This is a genomic window from Streptomyces sp. NPDC017936, from assembly GCF_044328485.1.
Classification (GTDB): domain Bacteria; phylum Actinomycetota; class Actinomycetes; order Streptomycetales; family Streptomycetaceae; genus Streptomyces.
The window spans coordinates 147,400-165,350 of the sequence record NZ_JBIRHK010000017.1 but is presented as its reverse complement, the minus strand read 5'-3'; the positions used below and the strand labels follow the sequence as shown (position 1 = coordinate 165,350).

Below are 17,951 nucleotides of genomic sequence, written 5' to 3'. Positions count from 1 at the left end.
GCCGGATCCAGTCTTCCGGGAACGGCAACGCGGGAACCGGTCTTTACCGGCTCCAACAAAAGCGGTTCGATCATGTGACTGTCGGCTTGAGCGCTCGTTGGTGTGGGAAGGGGGGAGGCGTCGGTCGCGGCCGTGGACCGTGTCGGACGAACTGGGGTCGCTCATCGAGCCGTTGCTGCCCGAGCCGCCGCCGAAGCAGGTGGAGGGACGGCCTCGGGTGCCCGACCATCAGGCCCCCTGTGTGGCATCCTGTTCGTCCTGCACACCGGCATCCAGGGGGAGTACCCGCCCCAGGAGCTCGGCCTCGGCTCGGGCATGACCTGCCGGCGCCGCCTGGCGGCCTGGAACGAGGCCGGCGTCTGGGACCGGTTCCACCAGTTGCTGCTGAACAAAATGCGGTCGAAGAACCAGCTGGACTGGTCCCGGGTGGTGATCGACTCTCCTCCTGGCTTCGCCGGGGGCACCCCCACCCCCGTCCGGGCCGCACGCAGGGGCCCCAAAGCGGACCCGGCCCGGTCGACCGCGCACGCCCGGGCAGCGAGCACCACCTCGTCACCGACGGCCAGGGCATCCCGCTCGCGGTGTCGCTGACCGGCGGGAACCGCCACGACGTCACCCAACTCCTGCCCCTGCTGGAGTAGCAAGGCTCACGTCAAAGCAGCCTTGAGACGCATTCATCCCCGGCGTGAACGCCGGGGCTTTTTGCAAGAGTCCCGGTAATCGGCGTAGCCCCGCAGCCAGACGCAGCAGTGGTCCGCCCCCCTCCTCCAGCGGACGCTCCCTCCTGGGCACCCCCCGAGGAAACCGGTCGTGGTGAGTGGCGTCCGAAAGCCATTAACGCAGGCGGTGGGGGTAAGGGGTAGTGACCATGACCGCTCGCAAGGAAGACAGGTGCCCCGCCATGTCCCAGACACAGGACGTCGTCGAGCTCATCCTTCAGGACCACCGGCGCATGGAGGACCTGTTCCGCCTGATGCGCAGCATCGAAGCCGACCGCGCCGCCGCACTCGAGGAGTTCGCCGGCCTGCTGATCGCCCATGCGCTGGCCGAGGAGGCCAAGGTCTACCCCGCCCTGAAGAGGTACAAGAACATCGACGACGAAGAGGTCGAGCACGGCGAGCACGAGCACGACGAGGGCAACGAGGCCCTCCTGGCCCTCCTGGAGGTGGAGGAAGTCGGGTCCGACGAGTGGGACTCCAAGCTGGAGGAACTGGCGGAGGCCGTCACCCATCACGCCGATGAGGAGGAACGCACCATCCTCAACGGTGCGCGCGAGAACGTGGCCATGGAGCGGCGTGAGGAACTGGGAGCGGCGTTCCTGGAGGAGCGCGAGCGTCACCTGAAGGCCGGCTGCGGCTCAGTCGACAACGTGCGCCGCATCGTCAAGTCCTGACCGCATCGCCACAAGGCCTGGGAACCGGCGTCCCCGGCGACCACCGCGCAGACCTGGGTCGGGGCTTTCGCCTTGTGCGTGATCAGCGGCCTCGTGCGGGAACGCAGTCGTGACACCGATACGCACTCCGAACGGGCTCTCCGTATCCGTTTGACGTGCTCCCCGGCCCAAAGTCCAGGGATTCCGGCCTGGGTCGTGGGACCCTTCCGGTGGCTTCCTGCTTCACCGCGCTGTGCGGGCACGCGTGCCCGTCTTACCGGCGCTCCACAGGCGTTTGGCGTCTCCGCCCGTCCGGCGGCGACGATCCGGCGTCCTTCGAGCAGGACGCTACGGGCCGCGTTGTGGTCGCCGTCGTGCACGGTGGCGCACCGGTCGCACGTCCACTGCCGCACGTGCAGGGGCTTGGGGTCGCGCGCCGTGCGGCATGGGCGTCATGTCGTACGAGAACCGCTCGGCCTGCTGGACGCGGCGCAGGCAGGTCGCGGAGCAGGCGTCGAGCAGCTCGTCGGAGCCGGTTTCGGTGCGGTGGGCCGGGGCCCGCGCGAAGGTGACCACGTCGCCGACGGTGAGGTTGAGGCCCTTGGCGCCGGTGGGCGGCACGATGCGCGCGGCGTCACCGGCGAGGAAGGGGCGGCCGTGCCGCATGGGCTCGGGGACGTAGGAGCGGCGTCTCGTGATCACGACAGGAGTGTCATGACACCGTAACCGCGCTTCCCAGGGGGTCGCCGCACCGTTCAGGATGGTGATCGACAAGGCAGAGACCAGCCGGAATGACCAGTCCGGCCCGGCCACATCACCATCAGCAGGGGGAGTCCCACCATGCTTCGCACGCACCGCCGCAAGTCCGTCCTCGCCGCCGCGGCCCTGGTGGCCACGACGATGCTGCTGACCGCCTGTCAGGGAGAGGACACGGAGGACGGCGGCAAGTCGACCGGGGCCACGGCCTCGGGCTCGGCCGCCAAGGGGAAGTCCGACGACGGCGGGAGTGGCACCGGCAGCGGGTCCCCGTCGGGCGAGAAGGGCTCGAAGAGCGGCATGGTGTCGGGCAAGTGGGTCGGCACGGTCTCCTACCTCGCCCCCGGCAAGTACACCGTCACGGACGCGAACGACGTGGAGCAGGCGTTCTTCACCTCCGAGGACACCGACATCGAGGGCGCGGGCAAGATCTGCGGTGACGCGGACGGCCAGGCCGCCACGCCGTGCACCGAGGAGCAGCTCGAAGCCGCGGCCAAGAAGGGGTTCGGAGCGACGGTCGACGTCAAGGACGGAGTGGCTGTCAGCATCATCGAGGACCACACCGACAGCGGCACCGGTACCGGCGGCGGCAACGGCACGGGCGAGGGCGAGAGGTCGGGGCTCTTCTCCGGCACGCTCGGGTACATGGCCCCGGGCAAGTACTCCCTCAGCCGCGACGGTGACGAGCGTGCGTTCTTCACCGCCACCGACACCGTCATCAACGGCGCTGGCTGGATCTGCGGTGACGCGGAGACCGTCACGCCCTGCACCGAGGAAGACCTCGAAGCCGCGGCCAAGAAGGGCGGCGTGGCTGTCGCCGTCCAGGTCGAGGACGGGGTCGCCGTCACCATCGACGAGGAGCACAACTGATCGCGGACCCGAGCGGGGCAACGGGGCGACGTGCTCTCCACGACGCTCCGCGACGGCACCTTCCACGAACTCCGAATCCCACGCCCCGCCCGACGGGAGCGCGGCCCGTCCTTCCCGTTCACAGATCCGGTGCCGTCCCTGATCCCTTCGGCTCTTCTCCACCGAGCGCTTTCAGAGCGCCCACCGATGGGGTGACGGCGGGGTGGGCGCAACGCACGAGGCGCCTGTGCCGTTGAGGGAGGTGTTCGAAGTCTCGACTCATCAGCGCGGGTGCCTCGTTGGTCTACTGTCCTGCCGCACCCGACCTGCCTCATGCGCTGGTCGAACGGGTCACCGTGCTCATCGTCACCCGCGAGGGTGACCGCCGCCGCACGCTCCCGCCGCACCAACGCGCGCTTGTCGGGCTGGTGTACCTGCGCAAGCACGACACCCTGGCCCGGACAGCGGCCGGCTTCGGCATCTCGGTCGGCCCCGCCCACGCCCGCATCACCGCGGTGACCGACCTCCTGGCCGCCCGGGCGCCCGGCCCGCTGAAGGTCCTGCGCGAGCACGAACCGGAGTGCGTGCTGCCCGACGGGACGCTCGCCGAGTGCGACCGGGTGGGCGACGGCCGGGCCGACTACTCGTACAAGCATCGTCGCCACGGCGTGAACATGCGGGGCGTGACCGACCCGGCCGGGCAGGTGCTGTGGATCTCCCCGGCCCTGCCAGGCCGGTGCCACGACCTGACCTCCCCCAGCCTTCGGCCGGGGGAGCCCCCAGCCCGCACCCGCCGGATCATCCGGATCCGCGGTCGGCCAAGGCGTGCCCGTCTTGGCCGACCGCGCCTACCAGGGCGCCGGCCCCTGGGTCACCACCGGGCGCAGACAGCCGCCCGGCGGGCAGTTGTCCCCTGCACAGCAGCCGGTCAACCGGGAGAACTGGCCACGTCCAGGGCACCCGTCGAACGGGGCATGGCACTGCTGGAGTCCTGGCGAATCTTCCGAAGATCCCGGATCAGCCCGAACCACGTGACGTCGATCGCCGAGGCCGTCCTCACCCTGGAGAGGCAACGCTGAAAGCGCTCAGTTGCTCGATGAGGCGTTCCTTGGCCAGGGCGAGGTGGCGCCGGTAGGTGCCGTAGGGCACCCCGAGTCGTCGGGCGGCGGCCTTGTGGGTGTGGGAGGCCGTGATGTAAGTGGTGGTGAGAGCTTCGTGGGCTTTGACGCCCGCGGGATCGGTCTGTATCGCGTCGAGGGCGGTGATGATGGCGCCGCGAAGGTCAGCGGCCGGGTCGGGTGAGCCATGCGGCACGAGAGGTGAGTGCAGCAGGACGCTGGTGGCGAATTCGCGGGGGGTGTGCCAGGTGCGCAGCGCCTCGAGCACGCCTTCCGCGAACGCCGCGCGCGGCAGCTGGTCGCCTGGGCCGCTCGTGGCGGCAGGTGTGGGCCATGTCGTCACGGGTGTGACCGCTGCGCGAGCCCGGTGTTGCACCCACTGTTCCACTGTTTGCCGTCGCCAGTCCCGGCCGAAGATGTGCTGTCGCCGCCCGCCGACGTCCACAGCCGCGAGCTCCGGCATCCCGGCCTCGGTGAGGTAGCGCCCCCACCGGTCGGCGTCTTCGAAGACGGTGAAGGTCACCGCGCGTCCGTGGGTCCTCATCTCCTCGCCGATGGTGCGCCGGCTGGTGAGCTCCATCAGAGGTGAGGGCCGCTGGTGCCCGCCGGGTTGTACCGCGAAGCGCCGGATGCCCAGATGCTCGCCCGGCCCGAGGGGGGCCGCCGCCTCCACGAGGTCCCAGACCGCCGCGATCACCGGGTCTGCGGCACGGTCCTCGGCCCGTGGTGCGTCCAGCCGCAGGACGGCCATGAACGACACGGGCGCGCAGGAGCCCGCGTAGCGGTGGACGCGGAAGGCCTCCGGCTGGCGGCGCACCCAGTGCGCGACCGCGGCCGCCGATGCCGGGCCCTCCGCCTCCTCGGCCATGCGCAACACGCTGGGCACGTCCTCGGGCCGGAGCGGAGCGTCTTCGATGTGCGGGTACGTCCGATAGTCGTACAGGTCGTTCGGACCTCCCTGATCGCGGAAGAGGAACATCCACTCCGCGACCCGCAGCAGCGCCTCGTCCTCGGCGGCGCCGCGTACGGCCTGCAGACCTGCGAGTGAGACGCGGACGCGGACGTCGTCGTGGCGCTCGGGGTCCCGCCAGCGCAGGTCGGCCCCAAGGGTCGCCCGCACCGCGTCGTGCGGGTGCAGCCCTTCGGGCGTGGCCTCGATGTAGGGCAACTGACGTAACCAGGGGAACACCGTGTCGGTGTCCTCGTCGCCCAGCACTGCGCGCAGCAGGGGCTCGCGGGTGACGTACGCCTGTGCGACGACCTCGAGGGCGCGTCGGTGGACGGCGCTGGGCAGGTCGCCCACGAGCCGCTCGACCAGGGTCGTCAGGACGTCGCCGGTCGGCTCCCACGGTGTGCCGGGCGCCGCGGCGGGCACGGAGGCGGCCAGTGAGAGGGCGAGCGGGCTGCCTCCGGCGAAGGTGACGAAGGGGTCACGCTGCTCGGCGGGGACGCCCCGCGCGGCGAGCAGGGCGTGGGACTGGGCGGCGTCCAGCGGCCGCACGGTCAACGCGGTGAACAGCTGAGCCCATCCAGGGTCCAGCGACCATTCGATGTCGGGGGCGATCCTCCCGGCCAGGATCACGATCGCATGGTCGGCGAGCCGCCGCAGGAGAGTCTCGCGCAGCCACGCTTCAAGGGGCTGGCACTGTTCGAAGGTGTCGATGAGCAGCACCGTGCCGGGTTCGGTGCACGCCGGGGCCGCGGCCTCCTCCAGCCGGCGCGGATCGGCGTCGAGGAACCGGCCGTCCACGTGCACCACGCGGCGGCCGCTGAGTTCGGCCTGCCACGCGGCGTAGCGCAGCAGCGAGGTCTTGCCGATGCCACCGGGACCGTGCAGGTAGGCCACGGGCGGGGTGTCCGCCGCGCCCGACAGCATCCGGTCGAGCACTGCCCGTTCCGGTTCTCTGCCCACCAGCGCACCGGCTCGTGCCGCGGCCAGCCGGTCCGCCAGTCTCACCGCTCCCAATCTGTGCTCCTCGGAGACAGCAGTAACAGTCGGCCTGTCCGCGGTCGCGCCGCTGGACTGCTCATCACGGTCACACCACTTGACACGGCCGCATCCGTGACCGGCCCGGGCCCGTGTGCCGGTCCCAGGCCACGTCGAACTCTCGGAGGCGGGCCGCCCGGGCCCGCCGGCCCTGTGGGCTAGAGGAACTCGCTCCGGTAGGTCGCGGCCAGCTCGGCCGCACGGCGGCGACGCTCCATGAGCTCGTCCTCCGACAGCTGCGGCGGCGGTGCGTCCTTGCCCGCGACGACATCGCCGATGCGCAGGAAGTACTCGTCCTGGCCGGCGGGGGTGCACATGCACAGCATGCGGGCCGGCGCACCCGAGACGTTGCGGAAGTTGTGCGGCGCGTTGGCCGGAACGTTGATCGTGGACCCGGCCCGCACCGTGTGCTTCTCGCCGCGGAAGGTGAACTCGATCTCGCCCTCGAGGATCGTGAACATCTCCTCGAAGTCGTGCCGGTGCGGCGGCGGACCGCCGCCGTCGGGCACGCGCATGTCGATCAGGCAGTACCGGCCGTCGGTCTGCTCGCCGGTGACCAGCATGGCGTACGTGTTGCCCACCAGCGAGACATACGTCGTGCCGGGGTCGTCCGGGTGCGCCACGGTCAGCGACCGGGACGGATCGTCATCGGGAATCATCGCGGTTGTCTCCTCGAAGGTCGGTCAGGGGGGTATCAGTCGCCGGCGCGACGACGACGTCGCCACCGGGCAGTGCGCCCGCGGCGGCGCCGGCGTGCAGGGCGGCGGCGCGGTCGGCGGCACCCGCGGGCGGAAGATCGTCAACGGTTGGACTGCAGCCAAGAGTAGGAACGGCCGTGCGGAGGAAGCGCGTACGTGTGCGACACCGGATGGGATTCCGGCGACATGTTCATCGGCCGCGTGGCGTCGAGGCCGTCGCCGGCACACCGACCGCCTGGCGTCGGGCGACGGATGCCCCCTGAACGTCATGGCGACCTGATGTCGCCGGGGCCGTGGGGGTGGGGTGAGCGCGGACGGGCTCGGGGTTCGCGGATCTGGGCCGCTCATCCCGTTCCGGCGCACGCTTCCGCCTCTGCCAGATATCGGGCCACCGGGCCCAGGGTCAGCATTCCGCCGGCGGCACCGGCGTGTTCCGCGCAGGCATCGCGCAGGGCAGCCGCAGCGCGCGCGGCGATTCTGCGCTCGTCGAGGCGTACGGCGGCGCGGGCGGTCAGGCACCACATGGCCTCCTGCATGTGGTCATGCGGTGGTTCGGGTACCGCGGCGAGGGCGGTTCGGGCCTCCTCGCCCCGGTCCTGGGCGAGGAGCACGAGGGGTCGCGCCCAGGGTCGGTACGGTCCCCAGTCGAGGTGCGGGTCGGTGGGCGCGGGCCGGTCGTGCAGCAGGCGCAGTCCCAGGAGGGCGAGCGGGAACAGGCCGCGGTGCAGCCCTGGCATTCCGGCCGTCCGGAGGGCTTCTTCGGCAGCGCGGTAGTGCGCTGCGGCCGTGGCGGCGGTCGGTCCGCCGGGTTCGGTGCTGCGGGCGGCCGCGGACCGGGCCCTGAACCACCTGGTGAGGACGCCGACAAGGGGCGCTTCGGTGGTGGCGGCGAGCTGGTCGGCTGCATGGGCGTGCGAGGTCGCGGCGTGGAGGTCGCCGAGGGCCGAGGCGGATTGCAGGCGGACGAGTCGGCCGAGCACGGCGAAGTTCGGCAGCTCGTGCCGGGTGGCCAGGTCGAGGATCTCGGCGCCGGTCCTGTCTCGTGCCGCTGCGAGCCCGGGGCGGGTGAAGGACTGCAGGAACACCCCGTTGAGGGCGAAGGCCAACAGGGCGGGATCGGCCAGGTTCCGTGCCAGTTCCTCGGCTCGGCTCGCCGCCTGCTGCGCGCGCTTCCGTTCAGTCCCGGACAGATCGGCGCTGCGGCTCTCGGTGGCGATCGTGGCCAGGAGGCGGGCGGACAGGTCGGCGGGGCCGTCCGGGCCGAGCGCGGTGAGCGTGCGCTCGGCAGCCGCGACGACGGCGCGGGACTGCTCGGGGTCGTCGGCCCGGCTCCAGATGGCGGGCACGTCGTAGGCGCCGATGATCCGGGCGGTCAGGGAGAGATCTCCCGTGCGTTCCGCCGCCTGGATGGCGGCGAGGCGGTCGCGCCGCGAGTGGACGAGGGCGTCGCCACCCGCCAGTGCGAGGGTGCGGGCCAGATCCACGGTGGTGCGCGGGCCGAGCCGGACACCATGACCGGTCCACGTGGTACGTGCTCCTTCGGGGAGCGCGGCCCCGTTGAGGATGTCCGTCTCCAGGCGCCGAAGGCCGGCACCGGGGTCGAGTCCGAGTTGGTCGACGAGCATCGCGCGGGCGCGGCGGAGGGTGGCCAGCGCGTCGGCCTGACGGCCCGCGCGGTACAGCGCGCGGGCGAGCAGCCCCCAGGCCGGCTCGCGCCACGGCTGTTCGGCGACGTGGGCACCCAGCTCAGCGACGAGATCGGCCCCTTCCCCGGAGTCGAGGAGGATACGGGCGCGCAGTTCCACCCCCTCCAACCTCAACTCCTCCAGCCGGGTCCGCTCGCGCTGCGCCCAGGCGGAGCCGGTCACATCGGCGTAGGCGGGTCCGCGCCAGGTCGCGAGTGCCGCGCCGAGGTCGGTCACCGCGCCGGGGTCGCGGCGGGCTCGGGCCAGGGTGTCCTGGAACCGATGGACGTCCACGTCCTCGCGCGGAAGGCGCAGCGCGTAGCCGGGACCTTCGGTGACGATGACGCGTGGCGGATTGCGGGGCGGCCGGTCGGGTTCGAGGGCGCGGCGCAGCGCGGCGACGAACGTACGCAGAGCGCCCACGGCGCGGACCGGCGGATCGGTCCACAGGTCATCGACCAGGGTGTCGGTGGTGACCATCCGTCCCTCGGCGGCGACGAGCCGGGCGAGTACCTCACGATGGCGGGGTCCGCCCAGGTCAACCGGGCTGCTGTCGTCACGGAGGGCCCGCACCGCACCGAGCACGTCGATTCGCATGCCCCCATCCTCCGTGCCAGGGGCCGGCGGTGCCCAACCGTACTGATCGGCTGCTGATCGCCGTCGTCCAAGCTGATCCGGTCACGTGCCCGACTCGAAAGGATGGTCCCTCGTGATGCTCACCATTCCCGGCTTCGATCACGTCCGCCTGCCCGGTGCGGACGGTGTGGAGCTGGCCGCCGCCGTCGGGGGCAGCGGCAGCCCGGTCGTGCTGTTGCACGGTTTTCCCCAGACGCACCTGATGTGGCGGCACGTCGCCGAGCGGCTCGCCGGCGAGCACACGGTGATCTGTCCTGACCTGCGGGGTTACGGCGCCAGCGACAAGCCGGCGGCCACCGACCCCGATGTGTACGCCAAGCGCACCATGGCCGCTGACGTCGTGGCCCTGGCGGCGGCGCTCGGCCACGAGCGCTTTGCCCTCGTCGGCCATGATCGGGGCGCCCTGGTCGCTTTCCGGGCGGGGTTGGACCACCCGGAGACCGTCACGCACCTGGGCATCCTCGACATCGTGCCGACGCTCGACATGTGGAACGTCCTGCACGGTGCTTCGGCGGCGGTCGGCTACCACCTCTTCCTGATGGCGCAGCCGCCGGGCCTGCCGGAGGCGATGATCGCGGGCAGTGCGGACGCGTTCTTCGGCTCGTTCCTCGACGCCTGGGCCGACGACCCGACCGCCATGCCCGAGGAGGTGCGTGCCGAATACCTGCGGGCGAGCGCCGCGGCGGTGACGTCGATCGTCGCGGACTACCGGGCCTCGGCGGGCATCGACGTCCTGCACGACCAGGCTGACCTGGACGCCGGATCGCAGTTGGCCATGCCCGTGACGGTCGTCCAGCAGGACTGGGGCGCGCAACTGGGCTACGACGCCGCCGGGGTGTGGAAGGCGTGGGCGCCGGACCTGGACCACCGGCTGACCCGAGCGGGACACTTCATGGCCGAGGAGGCGCCCGACGAGATCGCGGCGGCGATCCAGCACCTGCTGGCCCGCTGAGCCTCCTGTTTTCGGCTCGTCGGCTGGGCCACGGGATGTTTGCGACACCGGATGGGGGATCCTGGCGGCATGTTCGTCGGCGCGGAGGACACATGAGCAGCGGACCACGTTCCCCCGGAACGAGCGGCAAGGCGGGCACGTTCACCGCCGACGCCGACTGCACCGGCTCCGGCCGGGAAACATGGGAGTCGTTCGTCGACACCTGGAACGACCGCATGGGAGGCCTGTACCCCCTGCCGGAGTTCAGCACTTCCACGGTCGACGGCTTCCAGGGCACCATGCGCTCGGTGACCCTGCAGGACACCGCCGTCAACGAACTCTGGGCCTCCTCATCCGTGAGCACCCAGGCGGTCGGTACGCACGAGCACGACCACATCAGGCTGTACGTCGGGCTGCGAGGTGCGATGACCCTGCAGGACCCGCACGACCAGGGCGGTGACGCCCATGTCTCGGCCGGCACCTACTTCATGCACCACGTCGTGACGGAGAACCACTTCCACACCACACCCGAGATCGGCAACCGCATCTTCATCTTCCCCGGTGACGCTCTGCGGTCCCTGGTCACCGGGAAACCACGCGCCGGGCAGGCCACCTCGCCCGCGGCGCAGGTCCTCATGGCACACACCACCATGGTCCAGCGGACCGTGAGCGACCTCGGCCCGGCAGCCGCGCACGCGTCCCGCAACGCCCTGCTCGAACTGGCCAAGGGGCTGGTCCTCGACCACTTCGACGACCGCGAGCCCACCTTCACCCCGGCGCTGGCCCAAGCGGCCAAGGACCTGGCCGACGCCCGCCTCGCCGACGCCGACCTGTCTCCCACCGCCGTCGCCGCGCACCTGCACGTCTCCCTGCGCACCCTGCAGCGGGCCTTCGCGAGTCTGGACGAGTCGTTCAGCGCCTACATACGCCGCCGACGCCTGGAGGAAGCAGCCACGGCACTCACCGGCCCCGGATCACGCCTCACCGTCTCCGAGGCCGCCGCGCGCTGGCACTTCACCGACAGCAGCCACTTCATCCGCGCTTTCAAGAAGCAGTACCAGGTGACACCGGCGCAGTTCGCACGCCGGCCAACCTGACGACTCGGCCTTCTGATCCCGTTCCGGTGCACCGGCGACTGCGGGCCGCCCGGCGTCCTGCCGTGTCCTGATCCGCCGCGGTCGCCGGGGCTCCGACGCCTGTCGGGCCCTTACGCTCCGCCTTTGCGGCGGCGAGGTGCGGCCGAGCGGGGCGGCGTCGAGCGCATGTGGTCGCGCACCGGCGCCAGCAGATCGGCGAGTGCCCGGACGTCGTCGGGCGAGAGCGGTGCGAACAGGAGGCCGTTGACCACCTCGACGTGACCCGGCAGCACCTTCGCGAGCAGCTCACGTCCGGCATCGGTGAGGGTGACGGTGATGCTCCGCTCGTCGTCCAGTGAGGGAGCGCGGACGACCAGGCCCTCCTTCTCGAGCAGCCCCACCTGGTACGTCAGGCCGCTGCGGCTGTAGACGACGCCGTCGGCCAGGTCGGTCATGCGGTGGCTGCCCGTCGGCGAGTCTCCGAGGCGGGCCAGCAGTTGGAACTGCACATAGCTGAGATCGCCGCTCTCGCGCAGCTGCTGCTCGACCGCGTGCCGGAGCAGGCTGGTCACTTCGACGAGGTCGAAGTAGGCGCCGAGCTGCACGGGGTCGAGCGACGGCGGTGAATCAGGCATGACCGGAGTCTACTGCTTCGAATTCGAAGAGTGTGGTCTGCCGCCGTCCCACCACTCCAGGCGGAGCCGGAACTGAACTCCTGCGCGCACCGCGGGGCCGTCCCGGGCGGGTGGAGTGGGCGGACGCGAGGGTTTCACCGGCCCGATGCCGTGACCTCGTGAGCGCACGGTGTGGGCAGCGTTGGGCCCGACTGAGCACCGCAGAACATGGAAATCGGGCAGTGGCGCGGCGCAGGGTTGCGGAAAGGAGGACGGCGCCGCCGCCCACGGATCCCGAGGACCGGCCATGAGCATCCCCTGTCTCGCACCGCATGAGGACCAGCGGCAACGCGGGCGGATCGGCGGGAGCGTCTTCAGCGCCCTGCTCGGCGCCGAGGCGACCGGTGGGCAGCCGACCGTCGGCCGCTTCGACGCCGGCAGGGGCGAAGCGCCGCCGTTGCCCGTGCACAACGACGAGGACGAGGTCTTCCTGCTCCTGTCCGGTTCGGCGCCGGTCCGGGCTGGCGACGAGGAGCACGAGTTGCAGGAGGGCGGCATCGTCTTCCTGCCCCGGCGCGTCCCGCACGGCTGCCGCATCACTTCCGAGAAGGCAGACCTCCTGCTCATCTCGGCTCCCGGAGGGCCGCAGAAGATGTTCCGCCACACGGGCCGTGACCTTCGTGAGCCACGCCCGGAGGGCTTCGTGATCCCCGCGCAGCTGCTCACCGAAGCCGCGGAACTGTCCGGCAGCGTCGTCCTCGGCCCTGCGCGGTGACGGCACCACAGCCCGGCCGCAGGGAAGAATCCACGAACACGATGCCGGGATGAGCACCGCCGCGTGGAGTCCGGTGTCCTTGGCCGTCGTGAGCGCCGGCGTCGGCTATGCGCGTCCGACTCGTCTGCTCGCGGACTGGGTCGCGGAGGCTGTGTGCCGGTCACTGGCGGCCGGCGGCGCGCGCGCCGAGGTGGAGGTGCTGGAGCTGCACCGGCTGGCGGCCGACCTCGCGCAGCACTCCGCCCGGGGCCGCGCCAGCCTCGACCTGCGGGAGGCGATCGCGGCGGTCGTGGCGGCCGACGGGCTGGTGGTGGCGACCCCGGTGCTCGCCGCGTCCCCGAGCGAGGTGTTCGACTCGTTCTTCGCCGTCCTCGGGGACGGAGTCCTCTCCGGCATGCCGGTGCTGCTGGCGCTCAACAGCGGCTCCCGCTGGCAGCCACCCGACCTCGTGCAGGTGGTACGCAGGCGCCTGACCGACGTGCACGCCGACCCCGTGCCCACGGTCGTCGTCGCGGACCCCGCCGACTGGCGGACCGCGGCTCGCAGCGATGCAGGGCGGCTGCATGCCTGCATCGGCCGAGCCGCCGCCGAACTCGCCGCGGCGATCCGCTCGCGCCGGCCATGACCGGCCCCACTTGCTTCGAATTCGAAGCAGGGATACCATCACGACAGTTGCTTCGAATTCGAAGCAACTCCCATCGAAGTGAAGGTGAGAACCGACATGAAGGCAGTGCGTTTCCACGAGTACGGCGACCCCGGCGTCCTGCGCCACGAGGACGTGGAGCAGCCCGCCCCCGGCGCCGGTGAGGTCCGGATCCGCGTCGCCGCGACGTCGTTCAACCCCGTCGACGGCAACATCCGCGGCGGCTTCATGCGCGGCCCCATCCCGGTGGTGCTGCCCCACACCCCCGGCATCGACGTCGCCGGCACCGTCGACGCGCTGGGCGAGGGCGTGGACGGCATCGCGGTCGGCGACGACGTCATCGGCTTCCTGCCGATGGACGGGAACGGCGCCGCCGCGGAGTACGTCCTCGCGCCGGCCGAGGTCCTGACGCCGGCTCCCAAGAGCGTCCCGCTGCCCGATGCCGCCGCCCTGCCGCTCGTGGGCCTCACCGCCTACCAGGCGCTGTTCGACCACGGCAAACTGACGGCCGGGCAGCGCGTGCTGATCAACGGCGCCGGCGGAGCGGTCGGCGGCTACGCCGTGCAGCTGGCCAAGAACGCGGGTGCCCACGTCATCGCCACAGCCAGCCCGCGCAGCAGCGAAGCGGTCAGGTCCGCCGGCGCCGACGAAGTCATCGACCACACCACCACCGGCGTGACCGCGGTGGTGACCGAACCGGTCGACGTCGCACTCAACCTCGCACCGGTCGACCCGGCCGAACTGGCCGCGCTGGTCACCCTCGTCCGTCCCGGCGGGGTCCTCGTGAACACCACTGTGTGGATGCCCGCTCCCAGCGACGAGGAGCGCGATGTGCGGGGCATCGACCTGTTCGTCCGCAGCGACGCCGGCCGGCTGGCACAGCTCGTGGCGTCGATCGACCGCGGCGAGCTGCGCGTCGACGTCGCCGAGCGGGTGCCGCTGGCCGAGCTGCCGACGCTCCACGCACGTGCCGCCCAGGGCGCGCTGCACGGCAAGGTCATCGTCGTCCCGTCCGCCGCCTGACACCGATCCTCCACCGAAAGGAAAGGGCCATGGCACTCAGCCTGGACCTCGAGATCGCCGCGGCGCTGGCCCCGATGGCCGGCGCAATGGCAGACGTCACACCACCGGCTGTAGGCGACATCGCGGCGCGCCGCGCGCTGTGGGAGCCGATCATCGGCGCCGCGGGAACGGCTCAGCCGATCCCTGCCGACGTCAAGACCAGCGACCACCACGCGACCTCGGACGACGGTGCCCGGATCAGAATGCGCTGGTACACCAAGGAAGGCGCGGCCACGGGCCCCGCTGTGCTGTTCTTCCACGGCGGCGGGTACATCTTCGGCCACATCGACCTGTTCGACGGGCCCGTCGCCCGCTACGTGTCCACCAGCGGCGTGCCGATGCTGTCGGTCGAGTACCGCCGCGCTCCCGAACACCCCTTCCCCACCCCGCTCGAAGACGCCTACGCCGCCTTGCGCTGGCTGCACGAGCACGCCGACGAACTCGACGTCGACCCCGACCGGATCGGCGTGATGGGCGACAGCGCCGGCGGCGGCATGGCGGCGGCACTGACGATCCTCGCCCGCGAACGCGGCGGCCCGAAGATCGCCCGCCAGATCCTGCTCATGCCCATGCTCGACGACCGCACCACCACCCCGGACCCGCACATCGCGCCCTATCTCCTGTGGTCCTACGACGACAGCCTCACCGCCTGGCCGGCCCTGCTCGGTGAAGCCGCCGGCGGGCCCGATGTCCCGGCGACGGCGGCTCCCGCCCGGCTCGAGGACGCGACCGGCCTGCCGCCCGCCTACATCGAGGTCGGCCAGCTCGACGTCTTCCGCGACGAGGACACCGCCTACGCCACCAAACTCAGCCGCGCCGGGGTGCCGGTCGAATTCCACCTGCACCCCGGCGCCCCGCACGAATTCGACTCCATCGCCTTCAACTCCGACGTCGCACGGCGCGCCGTCACCGACCGCATCCGAGTCCTCAAGTCGATCTGAACCTACGCCGAGCGTGCTCACCGGTCCCGCACCGGGACCAGGCGGCGCGGCTTGGACCACGCTCTGGCCTCGGTCCACTCGGTGAACCGGCGGAAGGTGCCCAGGCCGGTGCCGCGGGGCTGACCGCGTTCGGCGATCACTGGGCGCATGCCTCGCTCGTGAAGGAGTCGACGGTACTTGTCGTGGTCGTAGCCGCGGTCGGCGAAGAGCACGTCCGGTCGGCGTCGTGGCCGGCCGACCACCCCGCGACCGCCGGGATCTCGTCCAGCAGGGGGCCCGGCACCGCGGGGGCGTCCAGGGCTTGGACAACGACTTCCCGCTTCTCACCCTGCCACTGCGAGGGAAGTCCGGCCTCGAGCGACAGCTGCCGGGGCAACACCTCGTCCAGGAACGCGGCACCGGCAGGGGCCACGCGGACGGGTGCGGCACGGCGGTCCGCCCGGTGGGGCCCGCGTGTGATCAATTCGCGCTGATCGAGCTTGATGAGGATGCGGCTGTTGGCCGCGCGGCAGCAGCCCCGCTGCCGTGCCGGCCAGCCGGCCACGCAAGGCTGTTCGGCGTGGCGCAGCAGAACCAGGACCGGCTCGGGGCAGTGGATCCAGCCGTGGTCCACGTCCACGCTGCGGCTTCGCAGTGGACGGAGACCGGCGTGGCGGGCTCGGGCGGCACGGGCGCCGGGCCTGTTGTCATGCCGTGTTGCGACATCCGGTGAGGAGGAGGGAGACCATGCGTTTGGCGTCGGCCTGATCGTAGTCGGGGCCGGTGATGCAGAGGTTTCCGATGGCGCGCATGAGCGTGTAGGCGGTGATACCGGGGCGAAGTTCGTCGTCGGCGGCGCAGGCGTCCAGCAGCGTCGCGCAGGCCGGGACCAGGGTGTCGAGCATGAGGGCGTGGAGGTTCTCCAGCCCCGGATCTCCGGACCCCAGCGCCGCGCCGAGACCGTGCTTGGTCACGAGGAAGTCCACGAACGCGTCCGTCCACCGGGACAGCGCGGTGAACGGCGAGGCGGACTCCTCGAGGAGCCGGGGCGCGAGAGCGGCGCAGGCGTCGATCTGGTGCCGATACACGGCGGTGACGAGGTCCGCGCGGGTCGGGAAGTTCCGGTAGACCGTGCCGACACCGACGCCGGCTCGTTCGGCGACGTCACGGACAGGCGCTTGGACGCCCTGCTCGACGAAGACCGCCGCAGCAGCCTCCAGTACGCCGTTGCGGGTGCGCTGCGCCTGTGCTTGGCGTACCCCGACCGACTCCGACACGGATGACTCCCTTGCTCGCGGAACATTGTTCCGCTAAATTGGCGGAACGTCGTTCCGCCAAAGTATGGCAGAGCCACCGCAGAGAAAGCACAGGTCTCCCATGTCTTCCCGCGCCCTCGGCCGGCAGATCGTCTCGGTCAAGCCCATCCACGTTCCCGCACCTGGCCGCGGCCTCGATCTGCAGGTGAAGGTCACCGCCCCCCGGTCGGACCAGAACCTGCCCGTGATCGTCTTCTCCCACGGCAACGCGTGGTCCCTGGACGGGTACGAGCCCCTCGTCGACCGGTGGGCCGCCGCCGGATTCGTCGTGGTGCAGCCCACCCACCTGGACTCCCGCCGCAACGCGATCGGCTGGGACGACCCGCGCTTCGCCACCATCTGGCGCGTGCGGATAGCCGACCTCCACGCGATCCTCGACCACCTCGGCGACATCCTGGCCCAGGCCGGCCTGGAGACCCGCGTCGACCGTGAGCGCGTCGCCGTGGTCGGCCACTCCTGGGGTGCCCAGACCGCGGGCGCCCTCCTCGGCGCCCGCGTACTCGACGCCGACGGCGTTCCCGGCGAGGACTTCTCCCACTCCTCGGTGTCGGCCGGCGCGCTGATCGCCGCGACCGGGACCGGCGACACCCTCACCCCGTTCGCCGCCGAGAACCTCCCGTTCATGAAGCCGGACTTCTCCACCATGGGCACTCCGGCCCTGATCGTCGCGGGCGGCAAGGACCAGTCGCAGCTGTCCACCCGGGGGCCGGAGTGGTTCACCGACGCCTACCACCTCAGCCCGGCCCCCAAGAGCCTCCTCACCATCGCCGAGGCCGAGCACACCATGGGCGGCATCGCCGGCGAAGCGGTCGCCGAGACCACCGACGAGGACCCGGCCCGCGTCGCCCTTCTCGCCGACGCGATCTCCGCCTACCTCCGTGCGGCACTCGGCCTAGACGACGCCGAGTGGACCGTCCTCGCCGGCACCGCCGAGGACGGCGACGGTACGTGGAGCATCACCAGCAAGTGAGCCCAGCCCGACAGCCGGGGGATGCCCGGCGCCGAACGGTCGAGCAGAAGGACGCCCCGGTCCGACCGGCGAGGGGGCGGCGTGTCGGCGACGGCCGAGAAGTGGGCCTGGATCACTTTCAGTGCCGGAGCCATGGAGGGTGACCGTGATCGCGCACGGCTTCGCGCGCTGAGAAGGACCTGTTTGCGCAGGAAGCCGACGTCGGCCCGGTCGAACACCTGCCGTCTCAGCATCTTGATCTTGTTGTTCTGGCCCTCGACGGCTCCGGAGCTGTGGCGGAGGGTGAGGCCGGCGACGACGGCGTCGAGGTCCTGGCCCGGTCCGGTGACGAAGGTGTGCAGGGCGGGCAGGTCGTCGGCCTGGACCCGGGTGATCCACTCGTCGTGCACCGCGTCCTGGCGCCGAGGCGTCCGGCCTCGGCGTAGGCGGTGGAACGGTCCCTGCGGAACTGGTACTTGCGGCGGGCTTCGCGCTGGGCCGGGATCGCCCCGGCGCCGTCGAGAACCGGACAGCGGTCGAGGAGTCGACGGTGGATCGCCGGCA

General features: G+C 71.6%; 18 protein-coding genes and 3 pseudogenes. 13 read left to right on the top strand and 8 right to left on the bottom strand.

Annotated elements, in window-relative coordinates; translation table 11 throughout:
- Positions 1-102: 102 nt before the first annotated feature.
- From ACH4F6_RS30925 to ACH4F6_RS30915, 3 genes and pseudogenes are all read left to right on the top strand, one after another.
- A pseudogene (locus tag ACH4F6_RS30925) lies at positions 103-315 on the top strand (hypothetical protein); the annotation flags it as partial.
- Positions 240-641, top strand: coding sequence for a transposase (locus tag ACH4F6_RS30920; RefSeq protein ID WP_397963699.1), 402 nt, complete (start codon positions 240-242; stop codon positions 639-641). The pseudogene ACH4F6_RS30925 and the gene ACH4F6_RS30920, both read left to right, overlap by 76 nt.
- A gap of 260 nt (positions 642-901) precedes the next feature.
- Entirely contained in the window at positions 902-1,393 is a 492-nt protein-coding gene (locus tag ACH4F6_RS30915; protein WP_397963655.1) for a hemerythrin domain-containing protein, read from the top strand.
- 411 nt (positions 1,394-1,804) lie between these two features.
- Here the strand turns inward: ACH4F6_RS30915 and ACH4F6_RS30910 are convergent.
- Positions 1,805-2,071: pseudogene (locus ACH4F6_RS30910) on the bottom strand (FAD-dependent monooxygenase); the annotation flags it as partial.
- A gap of 141 nt (positions 2,072-2,212) precedes the next feature.
- Here ACH4F6_RS30910 and ACH4F6_RS30905 point away from each other — a divergent pair.
- Both ACH4F6_RS30905 and ACH4F6_RS30900 read left to right on the top strand, forming a co-directional pair.
- Positions 2,213-2,998, top strand: a complete 786-nt coding sequence (locus ACH4F6_RS30905) for a hypothetical protein (protein ID WP_397963654.1) — start codon at positions 2,213-2,215, stop codon at positions 2,996-2,998.
- Between the two features lie 278 nt (positions 2,999-3,276).
- Positions 3,277-4,056: pseudogene (locus ACH4F6_RS30900) on the top strand (transposase family protein).
- Here ACH4F6_RS30900 and ACH4F6_RS30895 read toward each other — a convergent pair.
- From ACH4F6_RS30895 to ACH4F6_RS30885, 3 genes are all read right to left on the bottom strand, one after another.
- A complete protein-coding gene (locus ACH4F6_RS30895; protein WP_397963698.1) occupies positions 4,034-6,052 on the bottom strand; it encodes an AAA family ATPase in 2,019 nt (672 codons plus the stop codon). The pseudogene ACH4F6_RS30900 and the gene ACH4F6_RS30895 sit on opposite strands and share 23 nt — an antisense overlap.
- 188 nt (positions 6,053-6,240) lie before the next feature.
- Positions 6,241-6,741: a cupin domain-containing protein gene (locus tag ACH4F6_RS30890; RefSeq protein WP_397963653.1), complete on the bottom strand. Its 501-nt coding sequence runs from the start codon at positions 6,739-6,741 to the stop codon at positions 6,241-6,243.
- 383 nt (positions 6,742-7,124) lie between these two features.
- Positions 7,125-9,062: a BTAD domain-containing putative transcriptional regulator gene (locus ACH4F6_RS30885; RefSeq protein WP_397963652.1), complete on the bottom strand. Its 1,938-nt coding sequence runs from the start codon at positions 9,060-9,062 to the stop codon at positions 7,125-7,127.
- Between the two features lie 112 nt (positions 9,063-9,174).
- Here ACH4F6_RS30885 and ACH4F6_RS30880 point away from each other — a divergent pair, with 112 nt between their 5' ends.
- Positions 9,175-10,053 carry an alpha/beta fold hydrolase gene (locus tag ACH4F6_RS30880; RefSeq protein ID WP_397963651.1) on the top strand — a complete coding sequence of 293 codons (879 nt, stop codon included), beginning with the start codon at positions 9,175-9,177 and terminating at the stop codon, positions 10,051-10,053.
- 92 nt (positions 10,054-10,145) lie between these two features.
- Positions 10,146-11,129 carry a helix-turn-helix domain-containing protein gene (locus ACH4F6_RS30875; protein WP_397963650.1) on the top strand — a complete coding sequence of 328 codons (984 nt, stop codon included), beginning with the start codon at positions 10,146-10,148 and terminating at the stop codon, positions 11,127-11,129.
- Positions 11,130-11,239: 110 nt separating this feature from the next.
- Here the strand turns inward: ACH4F6_RS30875 and ACH4F6_RS30870 are convergent, their stop codons facing one another.
- A complete protein-coding gene (locus tag ACH4F6_RS30870) occupies positions 11,240-11,743 on the bottom strand; it encodes a MarR family winged helix-turn-helix transcriptional regulator (protein ID WP_397963649.1) in 504 nt (167 codons plus the stop codon).
- A gap of 286 nt (positions 11,744-12,029) precedes the next feature.
- On the opposite strand from ACH4F6_RS30870, the gene ACH4F6_RS30865 reads away from it, so the two are divergent.
- The 4 genes from ACH4F6_RS30865 to ACH4F6_RS30850 all read left to right on the top strand — a co-directional run bounded on the left by ACH4F6_RS30865 (position 12,030) and on the right by ACH4F6_RS30850 (position 15,143).
- Positions 12,030-12,497: a cupin domain-containing protein gene (locus ACH4F6_RS30865; RefSeq protein WP_397963648.1), complete on the top strand. Its 468-nt coding sequence runs from the start codon at positions 12,030-12,032 to the stop codon at positions 12,495-12,497.
- Between the two features lie 49 nt (positions 12,498-12,546).
- Positions 12,547-13,122 carry an NAD(P)H-dependent oxidoreductase gene (locus ACH4F6_RS30860; RefSeq protein ID WP_397963647.1) on the top strand — a complete coding sequence of 192 codons (576 nt, stop codon included), beginning with the start codon at positions 12,547-12,549 and terminating at the stop codon, positions 13,120-13,122.
- Between the two features lie 96 nt (positions 13,123-13,218).
- Positions 13,219-14,163, top strand: a complete 945-nt coding sequence (locus ACH4F6_RS30855) for an NADP-dependent oxidoreductase (protein ID WP_397963646.1) — start codon at positions 13,219-13,221, stop codon at positions 14,161-14,163.
- A gap of 29 nt (positions 14,164-14,192) precedes the next feature.
- Positions 14,193-15,143: an alpha/beta hydrolase gene (locus ACH4F6_RS30850; RefSeq protein ID WP_397963645.1), complete on the top strand. Its 951-nt coding sequence runs from the start codon at positions 14,193-14,195 to the stop codon at positions 15,141-15,143.
- A 17-nt stretch (positions 15,144-15,160) separates the two neighbouring features.
- Here ACH4F6_RS30850 and ACH4F6_RS30845 read toward each other — a convergent pair whose 3' ends face one another.
- From ACH4F6_RS30845 to ACH4F6_RS30835, 3 genes are all read right to left on the bottom strand, one after another.
- A complete protein-coding gene (locus ACH4F6_RS30845; RefSeq protein ID WP_397963644.1) occupies positions 15,161-15,292 on the bottom strand; it encodes a hypothetical protein in 132 nt (43 codons plus the stop codon).
- Positions 15,280-15,762, bottom strand: a complete 483-nt coding sequence (locus ACH4F6_RS30840; RefSeq protein ID WP_397963643.1) for a hypothetical protein — start codon at positions 15,760-15,762, stop codon at positions 15,280-15,282. Before ACH4F6_RS30840 ends, ACH4F6_RS30845 begins: the two co-directional genes overlap by 13 nt.
- A 67-nt stretch (positions 15,763-15,829) precedes the next feature.
- Complete coding sequence (locus tag ACH4F6_RS30835) at positions 15,830-16,399, bottom strand: TetR/AcrR family transcriptional regulator (protein WP_397963642.1); 570 nt, start codon at positions 16,397-16,399, stop codon at positions 15,830-15,832.
- A gap of 100 nt (positions 16,400-16,499) precedes the next feature.
- Between ACH4F6_RS30835 and ACH4F6_RS30830 the strand changes: the two genes are divergently transcribed.
- Together ACH4F6_RS30830 and ACH4F6_RS30825 are read left to right on the top strand one after the other, a co-directional pair.
- The gene (locus ACH4F6_RS30830; protein WP_397963641.1) at positions 16,500-17,408 is read left to right on the top strand and encodes an alpha/beta hydrolase family protein; all 909 of its coding nucleotides are present in this window, start codon (positions 16,500-16,502) and stop codon (positions 17,406-17,408) included.
- 272 nt (positions 17,409-17,680) lie between these two features.
- Entirely contained in the window at positions 17,681-17,833 is a 153-nt protein-coding gene (locus ACH4F6_RS30825) for a hypothetical protein (protein WP_397963640.1), read from the top strand.
- The last annotated feature ends 118 nt before the right edge of the window (positions 17,834-17,951 follow it).